The 20,442-nt window shown below is 66.2% G+C and carries 21 protein-coding genes; 16 read left to right on the plus strand and 5 right to left on the minus strand.

The window, feature by feature from the left end:
* Positions 1–89 precede the first annotated feature (89 nt).
* The 3 genes from IPU70_RS17000 to IPU70_RS17010 form a co-directional block, all read right to left on the minus strand.
* On the minus strand, positions 90–524 hold the full coding sequence (locus IPU70_RS17000) for a cupin domain-containing protein (RefSeq protein ID WP_207468877.1): 435 nt from the start codon (positions 522–524) through the stop codon (positions 90–92).
* Between the two features lie 118 nt (positions 525–642).
* Entirely contained in the window at positions 643–1,521 is an 879-nt protein-coding gene (locus IPU70_RS17005) for an RNA polymerase sigma-70 factor (RefSeq protein ID WP_207468878.1), read from the minus strand.
* 143 nt (positions 1,522–1,664) lie between these two features.
* The gene (locus tag IPU70_RS17010) at positions 1,665–2,666 is read right to left on the minus strand and encodes a bestrophin family protein (RefSeq protein ID WP_207468881.1); all 1,002 of its coding nucleotides are present in this window, start codon (positions 2,664–2,666) and stop codon (positions 1,665–1,667) included.
* A 365-nt stretch (positions 2,667–3,031) separates the two neighbouring features.
* Here IPU70_RS17010 and IPU70_RS17015 point away from each other — a divergent pair, with 365 nt between their 5' ends.
* From IPU70_RS17015 to IPU70_RS17030, 4 genes are all read left to right on the plus strand, one after another.
* Positions 3,032–3,865 carry an alpha/beta fold hydrolase gene (locus tag IPU70_RS17015; protein WP_207468883.1) on the plus strand — a complete coding sequence of 278 codons (834 nt, stop codon included), beginning with the start codon at positions 3,032–3,034 and terminating at the stop codon, positions 3,863–3,865.
* A gap of 27 nt (positions 3,866–3,892) precedes the next feature.
* Complete coding sequence (locus IPU70_RS17020) at positions 3,893–4,792, plus strand: MBL fold metallo-hydrolase (RefSeq protein WP_207468885.1); 900 nt, start codon at positions 3,893–3,895, stop codon at positions 4,790–4,792.
* 77 nt (positions 4,793–4,869) lie between these two features.
* Positions 4,870–5,619, plus strand: coding sequence for an SDR family NAD(P)-dependent oxidoreductase (locus IPU70_RS17025; RefSeq protein ID WP_207468886.1), 750 nt, complete (start codon positions 4,870–4,872; stop codon positions 5,617–5,619).
* A gap of 676 nt (positions 5,620–6,295) precedes the next feature.
* A complete protein-coding gene (locus tag IPU70_RS17030) occupies positions 6,296–7,216 on the plus strand; it encodes a LysR family transcriptional regulator (RefSeq protein ID WP_207468889.1) in 921 nt (306 codons plus the stop codon).
* 33 nt (positions 7,217–7,249) lie between these two features.
* Here IPU70_RS17030 and IPU70_RS17035 read toward each other — a convergent pair whose 3' ends face one another.
* Positions 7,250–8,242 carry a tripartite tricarboxylate transporter substrate binding protein gene (locus tag IPU70_RS17035; RefSeq protein WP_242702547.1) on the minus strand — a complete coding sequence of 331 codons (993 nt, stop codon included), beginning with the start codon at positions 8,240–8,242 and terminating at the stop codon, positions 7,250–7,252.
* 198 nt (positions 8,243–8,440) lie between these two features.
* Positions 8,441–8,686, minus strand: coding sequence for a hypothetical protein (locus tag IPU70_RS17040; protein WP_013391206.1), 246 nt, complete (start codon positions 8,684–8,686; stop codon positions 8,441–8,443).
* A gap of 197 nt (positions 8,687–8,883) precedes the next feature.
* Here IPU70_RS17040 and IPU70_RS17045 point away from each other — a divergent pair, with 197 nt between their 5' ends.
* The 12 genes from IPU70_RS17045 to IPU70_RS17100 all read left to right on the plus strand — a co-directional run bounded on the left by IPU70_RS17045 (position 8,884) and on the right by IPU70_RS17100 (position 20,439).
* Positions 8,884–10,008: a cupin domain-containing protein gene (locus IPU70_RS17045; RefSeq protein WP_207468891.1), complete on the plus strand. Its 1,125-nt coding sequence runs from the start codon at positions 8,884–8,886 to the stop codon at positions 10,006–10,008.
* Between the two features lie 88 nt (positions 10,009–10,096).
* Positions 10,097–11,008: a fumarylacetoacetate hydrolase family protein gene (locus IPU70_RS17050; RefSeq protein WP_013391208.1), complete on the plus strand. Its 912-nt coding sequence runs from the start codon at positions 10,097–10,099 to the stop codon at positions 11,006–11,008.
* Between the two features lie 49 nt (positions 11,009–11,057).
* Positions 11,058–12,242 (plus strand): ABC transporter substrate-binding protein, encoded by a 1,185-nt coding sequence (locus IPU70_RS17055; protein ID WP_207468893.1) that lies wholly within the window; start codon positions 11,058–11,060, stop codon positions 12,240–12,242.
* Positions 12,239–13,153 carry a branched-chain amino acid ABC transporter permease gene (locus tag IPU70_RS17060; RefSeq protein WP_207468894.1) on the plus strand — a complete coding sequence of 305 codons (915 nt, stop codon included), beginning with the start codon at positions 12,239–12,241 and terminating at the stop codon, positions 13,151–13,153. The genes IPU70_RS17055 and IPU70_RS17060 overlap by 4 nt, the downstream gene beginning before the upstream one ends.
* Positions 13,150–14,136 carry a branched-chain amino acid ABC transporter permease gene (locus tag IPU70_RS17065; RefSeq protein WP_207468895.1) on the plus strand — a complete coding sequence of 329 codons (987 nt, stop codon included), beginning with the start codon at positions 13,150–13,152 and terminating at the stop codon, positions 14,134–14,136. The genes IPU70_RS17060 and IPU70_RS17065 overlap by 4 nt, the downstream gene beginning before the upstream one ends.
* A complete protein-coding gene (locus tag IPU70_RS17070) occupies positions 14,126–14,896 on the plus strand; it encodes an ABC transporter ATP-binding protein (protein ID WP_207468896.1) in 771 nt (256 codons plus the stop codon). The genes IPU70_RS17065 and IPU70_RS17070 overlap by 11 nt, the downstream gene beginning before the upstream one ends.
* Complete coding sequence (locus tag IPU70_RS17075; protein WP_207468897.1) at positions 14,883–15,575, plus strand: ABC transporter ATP-binding protein; 693 nt, start codon at positions 14,883–14,885, stop codon at positions 15,573–15,575. The genes IPU70_RS17070 and IPU70_RS17075 overlap by 14 nt, the downstream gene beginning before the upstream one ends.
* Positions 15,576–15,708: 133 nt before the next feature.
* Positions 15,709–16,482: a GntR family transcriptional regulator gene (locus IPU70_RS17080; RefSeq protein WP_207468898.1), complete on the plus strand. Its 774-nt coding sequence runs from the start codon at positions 15,709–15,711 to the stop codon at positions 16,480–16,482.
* Positions 16,475–17,359: an alpha/beta hydrolase gene (locus tag IPU70_RS17085; protein WP_207468899.1), complete on the plus strand. Its 885-nt coding sequence runs from the start codon at positions 16,475–16,477 to the stop codon at positions 17,357–17,359. Before IPU70_RS17080 ends, IPU70_RS17085 begins: the two co-directional genes overlap by 8 nt.
* A 31-nt stretch (positions 17,360–17,390) precedes the next feature.
* Complete coding sequence (locus IPU70_RS17090) at positions 17,391–18,305, plus strand: LysR family transcriptional regulator (RefSeq protein WP_207468900.1); 915 nt, start codon at positions 17,391–17,393, stop codon at positions 18,303–18,305.
* Positions 18,306–18,455: 150 nt separating this feature from the next.
* Positions 18,456–19,445, plus strand: a complete 990-nt coding sequence (locus IPU70_RS17095; protein WP_207468902.1) for a tripartite tricarboxylate transporter substrate binding protein — start codon at positions 18,456–18,458, stop codon at positions 19,443–19,445.
* 49 nt (positions 19,446–19,494) lie between these two features.
* On the plus strand, positions 19,495–20,439 hold the full coding sequence (locus tag IPU70_RS17100) for a succinylglutamate desuccinylase/aspartoacylase family protein (protein WP_207468904.1): 945 nt from the start codon (positions 19,495–19,497) through the stop codon (positions 20,437–20,439).
* Positions 20,440–20,442: the final 3 nt, after the last annotated feature.

Below are 20,442 nucleotides of genomic sequence, written 5' to 3' on the forward strand. Positions count from 1 at the left end.
CGTTTTTGTGACGCGGCCCGGAAAAAATTCTGGCCGGTCGCGGGCATGCAGTGTCCGCGACCGGCCAGGATGGAGCTTATATCCGTCCCTTATTGAATGGGGATCAGGGCGGGCGCTCCCTTCTTCTTGATCAGCACGACCACGAACTTGGCCGGCTTGGTCTGGCTGGCGTTGCGCCCCACGGTGTGGATGTCGTCCGGCCCTTCGTAAAAGGTCTGGCCGGGGGTCAGCGTCACTTCCTTGCCGCCCTTGACCTGCATGACGATGCTGCCCTCGAGCACGTAGACGAAGGCCGAGGCGTCGTGGCGATGCAGGGGATCGGCCGCCCCGGGCGGATAGTCGACGACGAGCATCACCGCATCCCTGCCCGGGATGTCCGGCAGATCCTTGTTCATCACTTCGGTGACGATGGGATCGGCCGGCTTGCCGGAGGGCGCCCCGTGGTGCGACGCGGCATGGGCGGGCTGGCCCAGCAGCGCGCCGGCGGCGATGAAAGACAACGCGAGTTTGGTGAGGTTCGACATGGCCTGTCCTGGTCGGAGTGGTGACAGGCCCATCGTAGAAGCGCGGGCGGCGGGGCGGTAGGCCCGCGCCAGGGATCACCATGTTGCCCGCCATGCACCAAAGCCGGCGCAAGCGGTGTCAGCGTTGCGCCAGGGCGGCCGCGATGCGCGCGAGCTTGTCCGGGTTGCGCTGCACCAGTACCCGGGTCAGGCGCTTGCCGTCCGTTTCGTAGGACTGCACGGATTCCAGATTGCCGTCGATGAAACGCAGCAGCGTCCATTGCCCGTTCACCTGGACCACCTCGGTGCGCAGCGCGTCGCGGTAGCGGCGCTTGCCGGCGTAGAACAGCTGCGCCAGCCGCTTGCCGCCCACCAGGCTGGCGAAGGCGCTGACCTTGGCGCCGCCGTCGCCGATGAGCTCGGCGTCGTCGCTCAGCAGCGCATGCAGGCCGTGGAAGTCGCTGCGTTGCATCGCGTCGGCGAAGGCTTGCAGCAGCCGCTGCAGCGTTGCGCGCGGCACGGCCTCGCGCGGGCTACCCTGGCGCAATTGCTGTTTGGCCCGCCGCACCAGTTGCCGGACCGCGGCCTGGGTCTTGTCCAGGGTCTGCGCGATGTCCTCGTAGTCGGCGTCGAACACCTCACGCATCAGGAAGGCCGCGCGGGCGTCCGGCGACAGGCGCTCCAGCATGAACAGAAACGCTACCGAAACATCGTCGGCAAGTTCGTGGATCTGTTCGGGCGTGGATGGCGTGGCCATCAGCATGGGCTCCGGCAGCCAGACGCCCACGTAGTTCTCCCGTTCGGCCTTGGCTGCGCGCAGGCGGTCGATGGACAGACGGGTAGTGACGGTGACGAGCCAGGCCTCGGGGTTCTCAAGCGAGGGGCGGTCGGCGCCATGCCAGCGCAGCCACGCGTCCTGCACCACGTCTTCTGCTTCCGCGACCGAACCCAGCATGCGGTAGGCGATCGCGTACAGGCGAGGACGATGGCGGTCGAACAGGGTCACGGAGCCGGTCATGGGGTAGGCCAACGCCTGGGGAGGAAGGGGGGCGGGAGGCAGGCTATTTTGCCGCAGCAGTTCAGGCAGGACAAGCGTGAATATCGTCGCGGGCAGCTCTGGGCGGGCAGCTCCGCGCAGTCGGCGGCAGCGGGCTGCGCCGCCTACAGCGCGATCATCGCGACGGGCAGCGCCGGCAGGTCGGCGTCGCCTGCCATCTGCGCCAGGTCGCGCTCTATCATCGCGCTCAGGCGGCTGATGGGCACATCGTTGGCGCTGCCTTCGAAGGGATTCTCCGTGCTTTCTCCGACCTGCTCAAGCGAGGTGTAGATCCACGAGATGATCACGCTGAACGGCACTGCCAGCCATGCCATCTGACCTTGCATGATGCCGCCGGCATCCTGGCCGAGCAGGGCGAATTGGCCCGTCAGGCCAAACGGCAGCGCGACGCAGAAGGCGCGCACGAACAGGGTGTTGATGATGGCGTACTGCCGCGGATACGGAAAATTCTTGATGCGCTCTGCCTGCCCCTGCAGATCGAGGAGCTCGCGGATGCGGCTGTTGAGATCGGCGTATTCGGCTGCGGTGATGGCGCCTGCATCCAGCAGGCCGCGGGCGGCCCGGCCCTGCATGGCAAGCAAGTGCGCGGCCCTGTCATCGGCGTGCATCAAGGCCGGGACGTCCTGCGCCGGCAGGTAGCGCGACAGTGCGGATTCCAAGGGCTCGGCGCGCTCCGGAATCACATATTGCTTGCGGTACTCGGCATTGGGGCGGCTCCCGACGGTCTCCCATGCGCGCGGCTCGCGCAATTGGTAGCGTAGCGCCGTCAACCAGGCCAGATGCCGTTGCACCAATGCGGCACCGCGCTCGGCGTCGCCGGCATAGTTGCGGCTGATCACGCCCCAATAGCGGCTGGCGCTGACGATGCTCATCCAGATCTTCTGCGCTTCGACCGTACGCGCATAGGTCTGCACGTTCTTGAAGCCGACGACAAAGGTGGTGGCGGTGCCCAGCAGCGATACCACCGACAAGGGCAGCGTCAGCCATTTCAGGCCGGCCACCTGGTAGAGCAGCGCAGGCGCGAGGCTCAGCGCGAGCAACACGTAGATTTTTCTGCGGGTCCAGATCACGAACTCGCCCAGGCGATAGGATTTTCCCAGATGCATGATGTCGGTCCCCACGTCGGCGCGCGGCTGCGCGTCAGGAGTGGCGGCAGCGGCACGTCCAGCGATATGTGCCTGGACGCATCCTAAGAGCGCCGTGCATGACGCGGTAGAGCCATGCGAGGACGCATGGTGTTGCCGGCCCGACAACAATCGGGTTTTGGTCTTCCGAAAGTGCAAGGTCCGCGTGCACGCAGCAGCGCAGCCGTGCTTCGCGGCCGCGCCGTCGGCGCATCGATGCGCATTGGTGCTCGTGGCACAACAGCGTGCTTCCCGCCACGAGCCTACCGCGCGCCTAACCCCACACCTACCATGCCTTCACCCACTTCCCGACGCAAAGCATCGCGCCACTCAACCGGAGCACGACCATGACCCGCAATACCTTCACCACCAACGACGGTACGCAGATCTACTTCAAGGACTGGGGCGACGGTCCCGTCGTCACGTTCTCTCACGGCTGGCCGCTGAACGCGGACGCCTGGGACGGGCAGATGCACTACTTGGCGAACAACGGCTTTCGCGTCATCGCGCACGACCGCCGCGGCCACGGACGTTCCTCGCAGCCGTCGTCCGGCAATGACATGAATGGCTACGCCGATGACCTGGCGCAACTGATCGAGGCGCTGGACCTGAAGCACATCACCATGGTGGGCCATTCCACCGGCGGCGGCGAGGTGGCGCGCTACATCGGCCGCCACGGCAGCAAGCGCGTGGTCCGCGCGGTGCTCATCGGCGCGGTGCCGCCAGTGATGCTGAAGTCCGCCGCCAATCCCGAAGGCTTGCCGCTCGAGGTCTTCGACGGCATCCGCGCCGGCGTGGCGGGCGACCGCTCGCAGTTCTACAAGGAGCTGGCCATCCCCTTCTATGGCGCCAACCGTCCCGACGCCAAGGTCTCGCAGGGCATGCTGGACCAATTCTGGCTGTGGAGCATGCGAAGCGGTCAGAAGAACGCCTACGAATGCGTCAAGGCGTTTTCCGAGACCGACTTCACCGAGGACCTGCAGAAGATCGACGTGCCGACCCTGTTCATGCACGGCGAAGACGACCAGATCGTGCCAGTGCACGATTCGGCGAAGAAGGCCGCGCGCCTGGTGAGGCACGCCAGGGAAATCTATTACCCCGGCGCGCCGCACGGCCTCACCGCCACCATGCAGGACCGCATCAACGCCGACCTGCTCGCCTTCATTCGCGCTACCGCCTGAGCGGCGCACCTTCCTGGAGATACCGCCATGTTTGCCATAGAAAACACCGAATCCATCGATCTCGTCCCGTCGCGCTACGCGCTGCAGATCGGCGACATCGACGCCCTGGTCGTGAGCGACGGCGTGCTGCCGCTGCCAACGTCGACGATGGCCACCAATGCCGATCCCGCCGATCTCGCGGCGTGGCTGGAGCACATGTTCATGCCTCCCGACGCGTTCGACTGGCCGCTGAACGTGATGGTGGCCCGCAGCGGCGATCAGACCATCCTCATCGATGCGGGGCTGGGCGGGCAGTTCGCAGGCTTTCCGCGCGCCGGGATGTTCCCGCAGCGGTTGGAGTCCGCGGGCATCGTGCTGGAATCCGTGACCGACGTGATCATCACCCACATGCACATGGATCACGTGGGCGGGCTGCTCGTGCCCGGCGTCAAGGAGCGCCTGCGTCCCGACGTGCGCATCCACGTGTGCGCGACCGAAGTGGCGTTCTGGACCTCGCCGGATTTCTCGCACACCGTCATGCCCAAGCCGGTGCCCGCGGTGCTGAAGTCGACCGCCACCAGTTTCTACAACGAATACCGCGACAGGCTGCGTCTCTTCGAGGACCGGCATGAGGTGGCGCCGGGCGTCATCGTGCGCATGACCGGCGGCCATACGCCGGGTCATAGCGTGGTCGATCTGGTTTCGGGCGGCGAGCGGCTGACGTTTGCCGGCGATGCGATGTTCCCGGTCGCATTCGACCATCCCGAATGGCAAAACGGTTTCGAACACGACCCCGAGGAATCGGCCCGCGTCCGTATCGGCCTGTTCCAGGAACTGGCACGGAACCGCGGGCTGCTGGTTGCAGCGCACTTGCCGTTTCCCTCGGTGGGCCGCGTGGCGGTCGACGGCGACGCGTTTCGCTGGGTACCGGTCATCTGGGATTTCTGAGCGCGTCGATACGCGCGCGCATGCCAGACGACGCGTCATGCCGTGTCGTCTGGCGTCCATCTCCGCGAAGGAAAATCATGGGCAAACTACAGGGAAAGACCGCCGTCGTCACCGGCGGCAATAGCGGCATCGGCTACGCCGCGGCCGAAGCGTTCATCGCCGAAGGGGCGCGCGTTGCGATTCTTGGGCGCAGGCGGCAGGCCGTCGATTCGGCGGTGGCGCGACTTGGCGCCGCTGCCTTCGGCGTGGTGGGAGACGTTGCCGACCTGGCCACGCACGCCGCGCTGGCGGCGGAGGTCCGGGAACGGTTCGGCGCGGTCGACATCTACATGGCCAACGCTGGGATGAACAACATCGAACCCTCTGCGGCCGTGAGCGTAGGCAGCTATGACGCGCAGTTCGGCACCAACACGCGTGCTGTCTTCTTCGGCGTCACCGGCGTCCTGCCGCTGATGCGCGACGGCGGCTCCATCATCGTCACAAGTTCCATCGCCAGCGCCAAGGTGCTGGAAAACCATGCGGTCTACGCCGGCTCCAAGGCGGCCGTCGAGGCCTTTGCGCGTGCCTGGGCGCTGGAATTCAAGTCCAGGAGGATTCGCGTCAATGTCCTGAGCCCTGGCCCTACCGATACGCCGATTCTGGAAAAACTCGGCGTGGCCGAAGCGCATCGTCCCGCGTTCGAGCAGGGCATGGCCTCCTTGATTCCGCTCGGACGGCTGGCCCAGTCGTCGGAGCTCGCCCGCGCCGCGTTGTTTCTGGCGTCGGATGACAGCAGTTTCATTACTGGCGTCAATCTGCGCGTCGACGGCGGCATCGCGCTGACTTAGCAGGTCCACCGGCGCTACGCGGAGCAGGGTTTGGGCAACGGCAGACGCCGGTTCTGGATACGTTTGCTTGCCTGTGCGCGTGATGAATTTGGAATATCGGCTGCGTTTTTTTATTGCCGATTATTAAATATCGGGACAACGATTTCCGCTTGGCTGGCCTGGGAAACCATGCGGACACGCGCAGGTAAATACATGATCCCACGCAGCATAAGCACGGTGGAGCAATAGTAATAACGTGGAATTTTGTTGCACCGAAGCATGCGGAGTATTGCACCTATCAAATTTTATAGTCTCAGGTCGATTGGCGCAGTGTCACAAGATCAAAGCACGCCGGAAAAACACGAAGTTTTGATAGGGGTTTTTACTGCGGAAAACCAAGAAAATTAGTTAAAATCAATCGCTTGGGATTATGAGCGAGAGCCTCGTCTCCCGCTTTGCATTCAGGCCCGCAGGCCAGTACCAGCGTCTGCGAGCCGTGAAGAAAAAAGGGATTAACGGCCCTTCCATTTCTTCCTGAGTCAGCCCCCGCTCGGCAATCCGGCGGCGTGGTGTGATGCATTGCAGCAGGGAAACCCAGCCCCCCTTCAGATTCTGACCATCCGTCCCGGGTCGGACCGGGATCGTCCTGGTGCAGGCCGCGGACTGGGTTGTGTCTCAGGCTTAGGATAATCCACGCATGAATCTCCGGTTTCTCGAAACTTTTGTCCGCGCCGCCAGGCTCAAGAAAATGACCTTGGCCGCGGAAGAACTCCACGCGTCCCAGGCGGCCGTATCTGCTCGCATAGCGGCCTTCGAGGAAGAGCTGGGAGTCAGAGTATTTGTGCGGGAAAAAGGCAAACAACTGAGTTTGACGCCCATTGGCTCGGAAATGCTCGGGCCCGCGGAAGAGCTGCTGGCCCACGCGAGGGCATTCACCAGCAGGTTCGCGACCACTGACGCCAAGCTTTCCCAGATCAGCATCGGCCTCAGCGGGACTGTCGCGCAGGCAATCCTCGAACCCATGGCCGCGACGCTGGGCAAACGATGGCCGAACGTTACGGTGCACTTGCAGTCGCTCACCAGCACCGACATACGCCAGCAACTGCTTGAAGGGGCGCTCGACATAGGGCTGCTGTTGGGCAGCATCGAAGAGCCGACCGTGGTCAACCGGAAATTGCTCGAGCTGGAGTACATCTGGGTCTGCAGTCCCAGCCTGATGACGGGCGACGTTGAACCGTCGTTGGACCGGTTGAAGCAACTGCCCCTGCTGTGCTATCCGGTGGATTCGCTGCTGTACTCCGCCATCGCCACGTACTTCGCATCGCCGCAGATGCAAGGCTTCAAGCTGATCGTGGTGCGGTCGCTGGCGGTCATGTTGCGCCTGGTTCTCGCGGGCGCCGGATACGCGGTCCTGCCGGCGGAACTCATCCGCGAGGAACTCGATTCGGGCAAACTGGTGCCGATTCCGTTCTCTACGCCGTTTCCGAACCAGACCTACTTTGCGTCTTATATCGATCAGCCCGCGATTCCGCTGCGCGCAGCCATAGCCGATTGCATTTGCGAGCTTGCCTGGCAGGTCTCGAACGGCGTGGTGGAAGATTCGCGGCTTGCCGGGTGACGAACCGGTCATGAGATCGGTGGCCGGGCGGGGTCAATCCTGTTCAGCGCGAGAGGCCGCGATGATCTGTCGCCACGCCAGGGCATCGCGCGCAATCGTTTGCGCAAACGCTTCGGGGCCTGCGCCTACCGGCTCCACAATCTGCCGGGCGAACGCCTCTAGCAGCGCCCGCCCGGCCAAGGCCTGCTGCACGCTGCGGGCGACCTTCGCGGTGATCTCGGGCGGCGTACCGCGCGGCGCGCAAATGCCGACCCAGCCTACGAAGCCCAAGTCGCCCAGGCCCTGTTCGGCCAAAGTCGGCACGGAGGGAATCTGCGGCATGCGCTGATCCGTGCTGACGGCCAGTCCCTTGACGCGGCCAGACTCGACAAAGGGCAGCGCCGAAACAATGCTGTCCATCATCAGGTTTACGCGCCCCGTGGCGAGATCCCCATAAGCGGGCGTAGAGCCGCGGTAAGGCACATGCAGCATGTCCAGGCCATGGCGGGTTTTGACCGCCAAGCCGGCGAGATGGGGCATGGTGTTCCTGCCGCCCGAGGCGAAGCTGTATTGGCCGGGGGCCTGCTTCGCCGCCGCGATGAACTCCCTGAGACTCGAAGCGGGCGCGCCGGGATCGGCCACCCACATCATGGGCGTATTGGCAATGTGGACGACGGGGACCAGATCGTCGACGCGATACGGCAGGTCGGGGTAGAGCGCCGTCGCCACGACCAGGCTGCTGGTCGAGCAGAGCAGCAGGGTATGGCCATCGGGGCGGGTCCGGGCGACGGCCGCAGAGCCTATGGTGCCGCCGGCTCCCGGCCGGTTGTCGATGACCAGCGGTTGTCCCAGCGCCCGGCCGGCCGGGCCCGCGATCTGACGCGCAACGGCGTCATTGCCGCCGCCAGGAGGAAAAGGCACGACCAGCGTCACGGGCCTGGCAGGCCAGTCGGACGACTCGGCCGCCCGCGCTGCAGGCATCAGGGCGCAAGCAACGGACAAGAGCCCGGCCATGGTGGAGCAACGCAAGGGAAGTCGGCGAATCATGCTGCTTCTGGGTGGGATGAATGGGGAGGAACACTGCCCGAAGGCGTGAATCCTGCCGCATTGCTGTCCGCCGGTGAAGCTAATAAAAATTCATACCAACCAAGGAAAATTTATAGCCCGGCTCTCGCGACAAGGACGATTCGCGGGCGAGCCGGACTCCGCGCAGCCTGGCTGCGGGCGGCAAGGGGCGCTTCGCGTTCAATCGTCCAGCGCCGGCACGGTCCCGATCTGCATGAGGATGCGCGGCGATTCCATGTCGCCGGTTTCCTTGTCGATCAGCACTTCGTAGGCGGCAACGCCCGCGAACTTGGAGGCCATGGAGTTGGCGATGCGTATGGCGCCGAACTCGCTGCTGGCGGGACGGATCTCGCCAGGGGCGACGCCATTGGCGGCGGCGCGGTAGGGAACGACGATGTACTGGACGAGATGGGCAGCTTCGGACACAGGGTTCTCCTGGGCGACAGTTTTTAGGCGAGCGAAATGTATCACGTTGTACTGTGTTTTTGTACAGTATTGTTTGACGTCGCGCCAATAATTTTCAATCGCCCTGGGAAAACACCTAGCGCGCGCTCGTTGCCCGATTTGTGGCTCGCCTCTATTATTTTCGAAAATATTTATATTTTTATAAAAAGAGGCAAGCGATGGAAGCGAACCGCTACGACGCGTACCGCGAGGAGACCATAGGCCGCGCCAATGTGGCCGACTCGCCCGAGCTGGTCGCCTACTACAAGGAGCTGGCGCGCCTGGAAACCGGCGCCCTGTGGACGGTGGCGAACAAGATCGAGCCCTGGGCGCCGCGTTCGGCCTCGGTGCCGGTGGTGTGGCGCTACCAGGACCTGCGCGGACACGTGCTGCGTTCCTCCGAGCTGGTTTCGCCCGAAGAGGCCGGCCGCCGCGTGATCTATCTGAACAATCCTGGCCGGCGCGACGTGGCCGCCGCCGTGGGCTGGCTGTATTCGGGCCTGCAGGTAATGAAGCCCGGCGAACTGGCTTCCGCCCACAAGCATTCGCATTCGGCGCTGCGCTTCATCATGGAAGGGCAGGGCGCGTTCACCGTGGTGGATGGCCACAAGATGACGCTGGGCGCGAACGATTTCGTGCTGACCCCCAATGGCACCTGGCACGAGCATGGCGTGGCCGAGGACGGCACCACCTGCATCTGGCAGGACGGCCTGGACATCCCGCTGGTCAACGCGATGGAGGCTGGCTTTTATGCGGTGCATCCCGACCTGAACCAGACCGTGACCCATCCGGTCGACGATACCAGCGCCGCCTGGGGCAACGCGGCGCTCAAGCCGCAGGTGTCGGGCTGGACCAAGCCGTACTCGCCGCTTTTCAAGTACGAATGGGAGCCCACCTACGAGGCGCTGCGCCGCTATGCGCGTACCAGCGCCGGCAGTCCCTACGACGGCATCCTGCTCGAATACGTCAACCCCGCCACGGGCGGTCCGGTCATGCCCACCATCGGCGCCAGCATGCAGTTGCTGCGCCCGGGCGAGCACACCAAGGCCCATCGCCACACCGGCAGCTTCATCTACCAGGTGGCCAAGGGCAGCGGCTACTCCATCATCGACGGCAAGCGCTATGACTGGACCGAGCGTGACATATTCTGCGTGCCTTCCTGGGCCATCCACGAACACGTCAATCTTTCGTCCAACGACGACGCCTGTCTGTTCAGCTTCAACGACCTGCCCGTGATGCGCGCGCTGGCGCTCTACCGCGAAGAAGCGGTCAAGGAAAACGACGGCCACCAAGTGCTGATCTAGCGCTGCCCGTTTCCTCTCGAATTTTTATCCGCCGCGCGGGCGCTGTCCGCGCGCCTGACTCAACTCGTCCTGAATCTATGGAGTTCTTATGCGCTTGGTGACTTTTCGCGCTCATCCCACCGCCGCTGCCCGCCTGGGCGCGCTGGCCGAAGGCTATGTGATCGACCTGGCCCTGCTGGGCCGCGCCGGCGGCGTGGACCTGCCCGACGACATGCTGGCCTTCATCGACCTGGGGCCCGTGGCCGTGGCGCAGGCCAGCAAGCTGATGGAGGCCTATCGCGGCAATTGGCCCGTGGGCAGCGCGCTGCCGCAGGAAAACGTCAAGCTGCTGGCGCCGATCCCGCGCCCGCGCAAGAACATCTTCGGCATTGGCCTGAACTACGTGGAGCACGTGGCGGAATCCAGCCGCACGCTGGATACCTCGGCCGACCTGCCCAAGCAGCCGGTGATTTTTTCCAAGCCGCCCACCACCGTCATCGGCCCGGGCGACGCCATTGAGCACAACGCCAAGATCACGCAGCAGCTGGATTGGGAAGTGGAGCTGGCCGTGATCATGGGCCGCCGCGCTTCGCGCGTGGCCGAGGCCGATGCGCTGTCCTATGTGTTCGGCTACAGCGTCATGCTGGACATGAGCGCGCGCGATTGCCGCCGCGCCGGCCAGTGGATCTATTCCAAGGGCCAGGACACCTACGCGCCCTTCGGCCCCTGCATCGTGACCGCCGACGAGATTCCGGATCCGCAGGTGCTGGACCTGTGGCTGACGGTCAACGGCGAGAAGAAGCAAGGCTCCAATACGCGCCACATGCTGTTCAAGGTGCCGTTCCTGATCTCGGATATCAGTGCCGGCATCACGCTGGAGCCGGGCGACATCATCGCCACCGGCACGCCGGAGGGCGTGGGCGCGGGCCGCAAGCCGCAGGAATGGCTGTGGCCGGGCGACGTGGTGGTGGCTTGCGTGGAAGGCATCGGCACGCTGCGCCATCCGGTGGTGGCCGTTTAAAACACCCAGCCGCCGGGGCGGCGGGCAACGCAGTCTCCAAGGGGAAAACATGATCAAGAAACAGATACTGGGCGGCGCGTTGTCCGTCGCGCTGGGCGCCGCGGCGTCCATGGGGGCGGCCCAGGCCGCGGAACCGGTCAAGATCGGCTTCATCGCCACCTTGTCCACGCCCGCGGGCTACATCGGCGAAGACGAGCGCGATGCCTTCAACCTGGCCATCAAGCAGGGCGGCGGCAAGCTGGGCGGCGTGCCGGTGCAGCTGGTGATCGAGGACGACGGCCTGAAGCCCGCCAACGCCAAGCAGGCGGCCGACCGCCTGCTGCAATCGGGCGTCAAGCTCTATACCGGCGTGAACTTCTCCAACGTGTTGGCGGCGGTGGTGCCCAGCGTGGTGAAGTCGGGCGCGTTCTACGTCAGCCTGAATCCTGGCCCGTCGAATTTCGCGGGCGAAAAGTGCGATCCCAATTACTTCGTCGCGTCCTACCAGAACGACGCCTTCCACACGGCTGGCGGCGTAGCGGCCAACGAACTGGGCTACAAGAAAGTGGTGCTGCTGGCGCCCAATTACCAGGCGGGCCGCGACGCGATCGAAGGCTTCAAGCGCACCTACAAGGGCGAAGTGGTCGCCGAGATCTACACCAAGCTCGACCAGTCGGACTTCTCGGTGGAATTGGCGCGCCTGCGCTCGCTGGCTCCCGACGCCATCTACCAGTTCCATCCGGGCGGCACGGGCATCAACTTCGTCAAGCAATATGCGGCGGCCGGGCTGAACAAGAGCATCCCGATGCTGATGCCCAGCTTCTCGATGGACGCGCGCATGATCAAGGCCACGGGCGACGCCTCGGCCGGCGCCTACATCACCGGCATCTGGTCGCAGGACTTCGACAACGCGCCGTCCAAGGCCTTTGTGCAGGCGTTCAAGGAGGCCTATGGCCGCGTGCCGACGGACTACGCCATGCAGGCCTACGACACCGCGCAGCTGATCGGCGCGGGCCTCAAGGCCACCGGCGGCGACCTGTCCAAGGCGGCGGAGTTCCGCGCCGCACTGCGCCAGCCCGAGTTCACGTCGTTGCGCGGCAAGTTCAGCATGAACACCAACCAGCATCCGATCCAGGATCTGTATTTGATGCGCATCGAGAAGGGCAGCGACGGCAGCCTGTCGCCGCACCTGGTCCGCAAGCTGGTGTCCGATGACAAGGACGCTTACGCGCAATTCTGCAAGATGCCGTCATGACGCTCCTGTTTGAACAGCTGCTCAACGGGCTGCAGTTCGGCGCCATGCTGTTCATGCTGGCGGCCGGACTGACGCTGATCTTCGGCATCATGGGCGTGGTCAACCTGACGCACGGCTCGTTCTACATGGTGGGCGCTTATTGCGCGGCCTACGCCATAGGCACCACCGGCTCGTTCCTCGCGGGCGTGCTGGCGGCGCTGCTGGGGGCGGGTCTGTACGGCATTTCGGTCGAAGTGCTGGTGATACGCAAGCTGTACAAGCGGGATCACCTGTACCAGGTCCTGGCCACCTTCGGCCTGCTGCTGTTCTCCAACGAAGCGGTCAGCCTGATCTTCGGCCGGCGCCCGCCGCTGGTGGGCATTCCCTCTTTCCTGGAAGGCGCGGTGACGCTGGCGCCGGGGTTCCAGTATCCGCTGATCCGCCTGTCCTTCATCGCGATCGGTGCGCTGGTGGCGGTGGGCCTGTGGTGGCTGGTCAACCGCACGCGCATCGGCATGCTGATCCGCGCGGGCGCCGACGACCGCGAGATGGTAGACGGGCTGGGCATAGACATCCGCAAGCTCTACACGCTGGTGTTCGGCCTGGGCGCCCTGCTGTGCGGGCTGGCCGGCGTGATGGCCGCGCCGCTCCTGGCGGTGGAAATCGGCATGGGCGAACGCATTCTGATCACGACCTTCGTGGTCATCGTGATCGGCGGCGTGGGTTCGGTGCGCGGCGCCCTGGCCGGCGCCTTGCTGGTGGGCATGGTGGACAGCCTGGGGCGCGCCTTCCTGCCGCAACTGTTGTCGACCATGTTTTCGCCGGCCACGGCGGACCCGCTGGCCGCGGGCATGGCGTCGGCCAGCATCTATGTGTTGATGGCGATCGTATTGATTGCCAAGCCGGGCGGGCTGTTCCCGGCGCGAGGATGAAGATGGCATACACACTTACGAACCGCGCCCGCTGGGGCCTGGGCGGCCTGGTGGTGCTGATTCTGCTACCGGCCGCGGCGCTGGCATCGGGCTCGCCCTTTCTGATCGGCGTGGTGACGCGCTTTTTGATCTACGGCCTGGCCGCGGTCAGCCTGGACCTGGTGATCGGCTACGGCGCCATGGTCAGTTTCGGCCATGCCATGTTCTTCGGGCTGGGCGGCTACGCGGTGGGCATCATCGCCTTCCACACGGCCGAGGCCGGCCCGATCTTCGGCTGGGCCGGCAGCAATGCGGCGCTGGTGGTGTGGCCGATAGCGCTCATCGTGTGCGCGCTGGCCGGCTGGCTGTTCGGCTATCTGGCGCTGCGTACGCGCGGCGTGCAGTTCATCATGATCACGCTGGCGTTCGGCCAGATGGTGTACTTCGTGCTGGTGTCGCTGCAGTTCTACGGCGGCGACGACGGCCTGATGATTCCGCAGCGCAATGAGCTGCCGGGCATCAATCTGGAAAGCCCCATGGTTTTCTACTACCTGTGCCTGGCGCTGCTGACCCTGTGGACGCTGCTGTGCATCCGCGTGACCAACTCGCGTTTCGGCATGGTGCTGCAGGCGCTGCGCCAGAGCGAGCGGCGTTCCATCAACCTGGGCGTGGCGCCCACGCCATACCGGCTCAGCGCCTTCGTGCTGTCGGCGGTGGGTACGGGCCTGGCCGGGGTGTTGTGGGCCAACTATGCCGGGCTGGTGACGCCGGACATGGCGGCCTGGACCAAGTCCGGCGAACTCATGGCCATCGTGATCCTGGGCGGCGTGGGCACCTTGCTGGGGCCGATCGCGGGCGCGGCGGTGTTCCTGGGGCTGGAGCAGATGCTGTCGTCCCTGACCGAGCATTGGCTGCTGTACATGGGACCCATCCTGGTGCTGGTGGTGCTGTGGGGCGAGAAGGGCCTGTTCGGCAAGCTGCTGGAGACGCGCCATGCCGATTGATGCAAGCGCCAGCCTGTTGCGCCTGACGCAGCTGCGCAAGGCCTTCGATGCGGTGGTCGCGACCAATGGCGTGGACCTGGACGTGCGCGCCGGTGAGATCCACGCCATCATCGGCCCCAACGGCGCGGGCAAGTCCACCCTGATCGCGCAGATCTGCGGCGAGATCCGGCCGGACTCAGGCACCATCCACCTGGACGGGCAGGACGTGACCGCGCTGCGCGCCTTCGAGCGCGCGCGCCTGGGGCTGGGACGTTCGTTCCAGATCACCGAGCTGTGCCAGGAGTACACCGCGCTGGAGAACGTGATCCTGTCGCGCATGCTCAAGAGCGGCCGCGCCTTCCAGGCCTGGTCCAATCCGCGCCATGACGCCGCATTGAAGACCGAGGCCATGCAATGGCTGACGCACGTGGGGCTGGAGGACCGACGCCACGTGCGTTCGGCCGACCTGGCGCATGGCGAGAAGCGGCAGCTGGAACTGGCGGTGGCGCTGGCGCGCGCGCCGCGCCTGTTGCTGCTGGACGAGCCCATGGCCGGCATGGGGCCGGAGGAATCGGCGCGCATGACGCGGCTCTTGCAAGGCATGAAGGGCGACTACGGCATCCTGCTGGTGGAGCACGACATGGACGCGGTCTTCGCGCTGGCTGACCGGATCAGCGTGCTGGTCTATGGCCGCGTGGTGTTCAGCGGCTCGCCCGAGGAGGTGCGCCGCCATCCGGAAGTGCGCGCCGCCTATCTGGGAGAAGAACATGTTGAAGGTTGAAGGGCTGACCGGTGGCTACGGCTCCAGCAAGGTGTTGTTCGGCATGTCGTTCGAAGCCAGCGAGGGCGAGGTGATTTCGCTGATCGGGCGCAACGGCATGGGCAAGACCACCACGATCAAGACCCTGATGGGCATGTTGCCCGCCACCGGCGGCGCGGTGCAGTTCCGCGGCCGCACGCTGGGCCGCGCCGCGCCCAGCAGCGTGGCGCGGCTGGGCGTGGGGCTGGTGCCGGAGGGCCGGAGGGTGTTCGGATCCTTGACGGTGCAGGAGAACCTGGTGGCGACGTCGCGTGCCGCGCCGGGCGGATGGGACCTGGAACGCGTCTACACGCTGTTCCCGCGCTTGAAGGAACGGCGCGGGCAGTCGTCGCGGACCCTGTCCGGCGGCGAGCAGCAGATGCTGGTGGTGGGCCGTGCGCTCATGACCAATCCCAAGCTCCTGATCCTGGACGAAGCCACCGAGGGGCTGGCGCCGCTGATCCGGCAGGAGATCTGGCGCTGCCTGCGGGCCCTCAAGGGCGAAGGCCAGACCATCCTGGTCATCGACAAGAACCTGCCCGAAATGGCGACGCTGGTGGACCGCCACTACATCGTCGACAAGGGGCGGGTGGCCTGGTCGGGGCAGCCCGCGGAATTGTCCGCCCAGCCCGACCTGGCGCAGCGTTACCTGGGCATATGAGCAGGCCATGGCGCGTGGATCACGGCCCGGGAGCCGGGGACGGACATACGCCGCTGCCGGCCCGGCGGGCGCAGGTAGAATGGGCCGCCTGCGCGCGGATCCGCGCCCCGGCCGCTGACATCTGGAGACCATCTTGAGGCCTAGAATCAAAGCTTCCCGCCAGGACGATCCCGGATCGGACGGGAGCGCAGGCGTGGAGGAGATCACGCTGTCGGAGCAGGTCTACCGCCTGCTGCGGCGCGACATCATGCGCGGCGCCTTCGCGCCGGGCCAGTCCTTGCGGCTGGAATTGCTGAAGCAGCGCTACGGCAGCAGCTTTTCTCCCATCCGCGAGGCCCTGAATCGCCTGCGCAGCGAGCGCATGGTCATCAGCACCACCTCGCGCGGCTTCAGCATCGCGCCCTTGTCGGTCGAGGAAATGTGGGACGCCTGTGAAACCCGCATCCTGATCGATTGCGATGCGCTGCGCCGCTCGCTGGCCAACGCCGACGACGCCTGGGAAACGCGGCTGGTCGGCGCGTACCATGCGCTGACGCTGGCCGCGCAGCGCGCCGAGGCCGCCGCCGGGCCTTCGGAAGAGCTGGACGAGTTGCTGGAGGCGCGGCACCTGGAGTTCCACCACGCGCTGATTGGCGCCTGCCGTTCGCACTGGCTGCTGGACCTGTCCACCCAGCTCTATGCGCAGACTGAACGCTATCGTCGTCCGGCGCGCGCTGGCGCAACCGCCTACGGGCCGGAGCGCAGCGTCGACGACGAGCATCGCCAGCTGCTGGACGCCGCCATCTCGCGCGACGTGGAAGGCTCGGTCGCCATGCTGGCCGCGCACTACCGCAAGACCGCGCAGTTCATCGAACGCATCATTTCCCAGCCCCAATCGCAGCCCCAATCGCAGGCCAGGCATGCATAACTCCGACATCGACCTCTTCTTCCCCACCATCGCCGAGCGCGAGGTCCAGTACAACGCGCGCGAATCGGTGCCGGATTTCGACGCCTGCGTGCGCCGCTATGCCGAGTCCTCGGCCCGGGTGCGCACGCGTCGCCCCGGCGTGCTGGACCTGCATTACGGCATGGGCCAGGACGAAAGGCTGGACCTGTTCCTGCCCGCCGCTTCGCAGGCACCCGCGCCGCTGTTCGTGTTCATCCATGGCGGGTACTGGCGCGCGCAGCGCAAGGAAGACGCGCCCGTGATGGCGGAAGCCTTCAATGCCGCAGGCGCCGCCGTGGCGACCCTGGAATACACGCTGGTACCGGAAGCCACCCTGGGCGAAGTGGTGCGCGAAGTGCGTTCCGCCGTGGCCTGGCTGTACCGCAACGTGGCAGCCTATGGCGTGGACCCTGAACGGATCTACGTCAGCGGCAGTTCGGCGGGCGGCCATCTGGCCGGCATGCTGGTCGCGCCCGGCTGGCCGGCGCGCTATGGCGTGCCGGACGACGTGATCAAGGGCACGCTGGCGCTCAGCGGGTTGTTCGATTTGCGGCCCTTGTGCGACGTCCTGCCGAACACCTGGCTGCAGCTGACGCCCGAACAGGCGGCGCATCAAAGCCCGATCTTCCATCTGCCGGAACGCGCGGGTCCGATGCTGCTGGCGGTGGGCGGACTGGAGACCCAGGGGTTCAAGAACCAGACGGCGGCATACGAAGCCGCCTGGAATGCCGCGGGCCTGGCGTCCACCCGCATCCCGACGCCGCACTGCAACCATTTCGACCTGGTCAATGAACTGGAAGACCCGGACAGCGACCTGACCCGCGCCACCCTGGCGATGATGGGGCTGGGCGCAAGGTGAGGGGCCGGCCGATGGCGTAAGCTTGGCGCCCATGGCCGACCTGAAACTTCTTGAAGACCTGATTGCGCTGGCGCAGACCGGCAGCTTCGTGCGCGCGGCCGAGCTGCGCCACGTCACGCATCCGGCTTTCGGCCGGCGCATCCGCGCGCTGGAGGCCTGGGCCGGCGCGCCGCTGATCGAGCGCCAGCGCCTGCCCGTGGTCCTGACCGCCGAAGGCGAGGCCCTGCTTAAGACGGCGACGCAGGTGGTGGAGCAGATGGGACAGGTGCGCCACCGCATCCGCAGCTTCGGCGCGGGCGGCGAGGCCGTGTTGCGCATTGCCACCGGCCGCAGCCTGGCCCGCACGCTGGTGGCGGACTGGATCGCGCGCCTGCGCCACCGGACGCCCAAGGTGCTGACCGAGGGCACGCAGGTCGAGCTGTCCACCGGCATGATGCAGGACATGGCGGCCCGGCTGGAGCAGGGCCGCGTGGACCTGTTGTGCTGCTACGAGCATCCGGCCCTGTCGGTGCAACTGAGCCCAGGGCGCTACCGCTACATGACCTTGGGCACCGACAAGCTCGTACCCGTCAGCCAGGCCGATTCCCGCGGCCGGCCGCGCTACGTGCTGCAGGAAGGCGGGCCGTCCGTGCCATTGATCACCTACGCGGGCGGCCTGGCGATGGAGCGCATCGTGGGCGACCGGCTGGAGGCCACGCCCTATGCCCTGGCGCCGTTCCTGCGCAGCGATTCGCTGGACGCGGCGCATGGCGCCGTCGCCAAGGGGCTGGGCGTGGCCTGGCTGCCCTGGTCCATGGTGGCGGTGGATTGCCGTCGCGGCGCGCTGGCCGCCCTGGGCGGCCGCAGCGAGGAAATCTCCTTCGAGGTGCGGCTGTACCGCTCGCGGGCGCGGCTGGCGGACCTGGCCGAAGCGGCCTGGGAAGCCACGGCCAGCCGCAAGGCCTGAAATCCGCTGGGCGGATGGTGCACGCGTGCTGAATTCGCACTGGGATGTGCCGACTTGGCACGGGATGTCCCTGGTGTACGTCCGAGAATAGCTCCCGAAACATCAAATGAGACGGCCCCGCCGTCCGCCACAGCACCCCAGGGAGAAAACATGAAATCCGTCCTGCATCCGTTGCGCGGCGCGCTAGCCGCGATCTGTGCCGTCTCCGCGCTCGCCGCGGCGCCCGCCGCGCACGCCGACTATCCGGAGCGCGCCATCTCGCTGGTGGTCGGCTACCCGGCAGGCGGCAGCGTCGACCTGACCGCGCGCCTGTTCGGCGAAGAGCTGGCCAAGCGCCTGGGCCAGAGCGTGGTGGTCGAGAACGTCGGCGGCGCCGGCGGCACCATCGGTGCGCAGCGCGTGGCGCGGGCCGCGCCCGACGGCTACACGCTGCTGCTGGGTTCCACCAATGAAATGGTCATCGCCAGCATGATCAACAACGCCGTCAAGTACGACAGCGTGAAAGACTTTGCGCCGCTGGGCGTAATCGCCTCGCAGCCCATGCTGCTGGCCGCCAGCAAGAATTCGGGCGTGAAGACCGCCGCCGAGTATTTGCAGAAGCTGCGCGCCTCCGCGCCCGGCAGCTTCAACTACGGTTCCTCCGGCGTGGGTACGACCCTGCACCTGGCCGGCGAGATGATCAACCAGTCGACCGGCACGCGCGCCGAGCACGTGCCGTACCGCGGCGTGGCGCCATTGGTGACGGACCTGATGAGCGGCCAGCTGGACTACGGCATGCTGGTGCTGTCCTCGGGCCTGCCGCAAGTGCGCGGCGACAAGATCGTGGCGCTGGGCGTGACGGAGAAGAAGCGTTCGCCGGTGGCGCCGGATCTGCCGGCCCTGGCGGAGACGCCGGGGTTCGAAGCCGTGGACATCAGCGTCTGGTTCGCGCTCTACGGTCCGGCCGGCTTGCCCGAGCCCGTGGCTGCCAAGCTGCGCACCGCGTTGGCCGATACGTTGAAGTCGGAGCAGTTCCGCGCCAAGATGCAGGAAGCCGGCGGCGTGCTGTCGCAGCCGGGCCTGGATCCGGCGGCCTATCAGGCCGAGGAAACCAGGAAGTACGGCGCGCTGGTCAAGGCCGCCAAGATCGAAGCACAGTAAGCCGAAGCCGAGTCATCGCAACACCCAAGCACCGCAGCGGACAATATTCATGGAATTCAAGCTTCCCGTACCCGACCTGAGCGCCGAGCGCGCCGGCAATACCGGCACCCCTGGCGTGTGGCATTTCGATTCAGGCCTTCCGGGGCGCGCGCTGATGGTGTCCGCGCTGGTACATGGCAATGAGCTATGCGGCGCCTGGGCCTTGAAGGACCTGCTGGCGGCGGGCCTGCGCCCGCGCCGCGGCAGCCTGACGCTGGCGTTCTGCAACCTGGAGGCGTTCGACCGTTTCGACCACGCCAACCACGATGCCTCGCGCTTCGTTGCCGAGGACATGAACCGCGTCTGGAGCGCCGAGCGCCTGGATAATCCCACGACGCCGGACCGCAAGCGCGGCGCCGAGCTGCGTCCCTGGGTGGAGCGCGCGGACTGGCTGCTGGACCTGCATTCCATGCATGAGCCGGGCGCGCCCCTGCTACTGACGGGCGTCCTGCCGCGCAACATCGCGCTGGCGCGCCGCCTGAAGGCGCCGCAGCACGTGATCGTGGACGCGGGCCACAAGGACGGCGTGCGCATGCGCGATTTTGGCCAGTTCGGCGATCCCGCCCACGAAGACGCCTGCGCCTTGCTGATCGAATGCGGTTTCCATGGCGAGCTGGCTGCGCGCGACGTGGCGCGGGACATGGTGGCGCGCATGCTGGTCGAGTCGGGCGTGGCGGATGCCGGGGATGTGCCGGCGGGCTGGCTGATGCCGGACGCGGAGAACCAGCGCGTGCTGGAAGTGACGGACGCGGTGGTCGCGCCGTCCATGGACCTGCGCTTCTCCGAGCCCTGGACGGGGCTGGAGACGTTCGAGCAGGCCGGTTCCATCCTGGGCTGGGCCGATGGCCAGCCCATCGTGACGCCTTACGATCGGTGCACGCTGGTCATGCCGTCGTTGCGGCAGCTGAAGCCGGGCGTGACGGTGATGCGCCTGGCGCGGGATTACGCAGGGTAAGGG

This window comes from Achromobacter sp. SD115, assembly GCF_017355315.1.
Taxonomy (GTDB): Bacteria; Pseudomonadota; Gammaproteobacteria; order Burkholderiales; family Burkholderiaceae_B; genus Achromobacter; species Achromobacter xylosoxidans_B.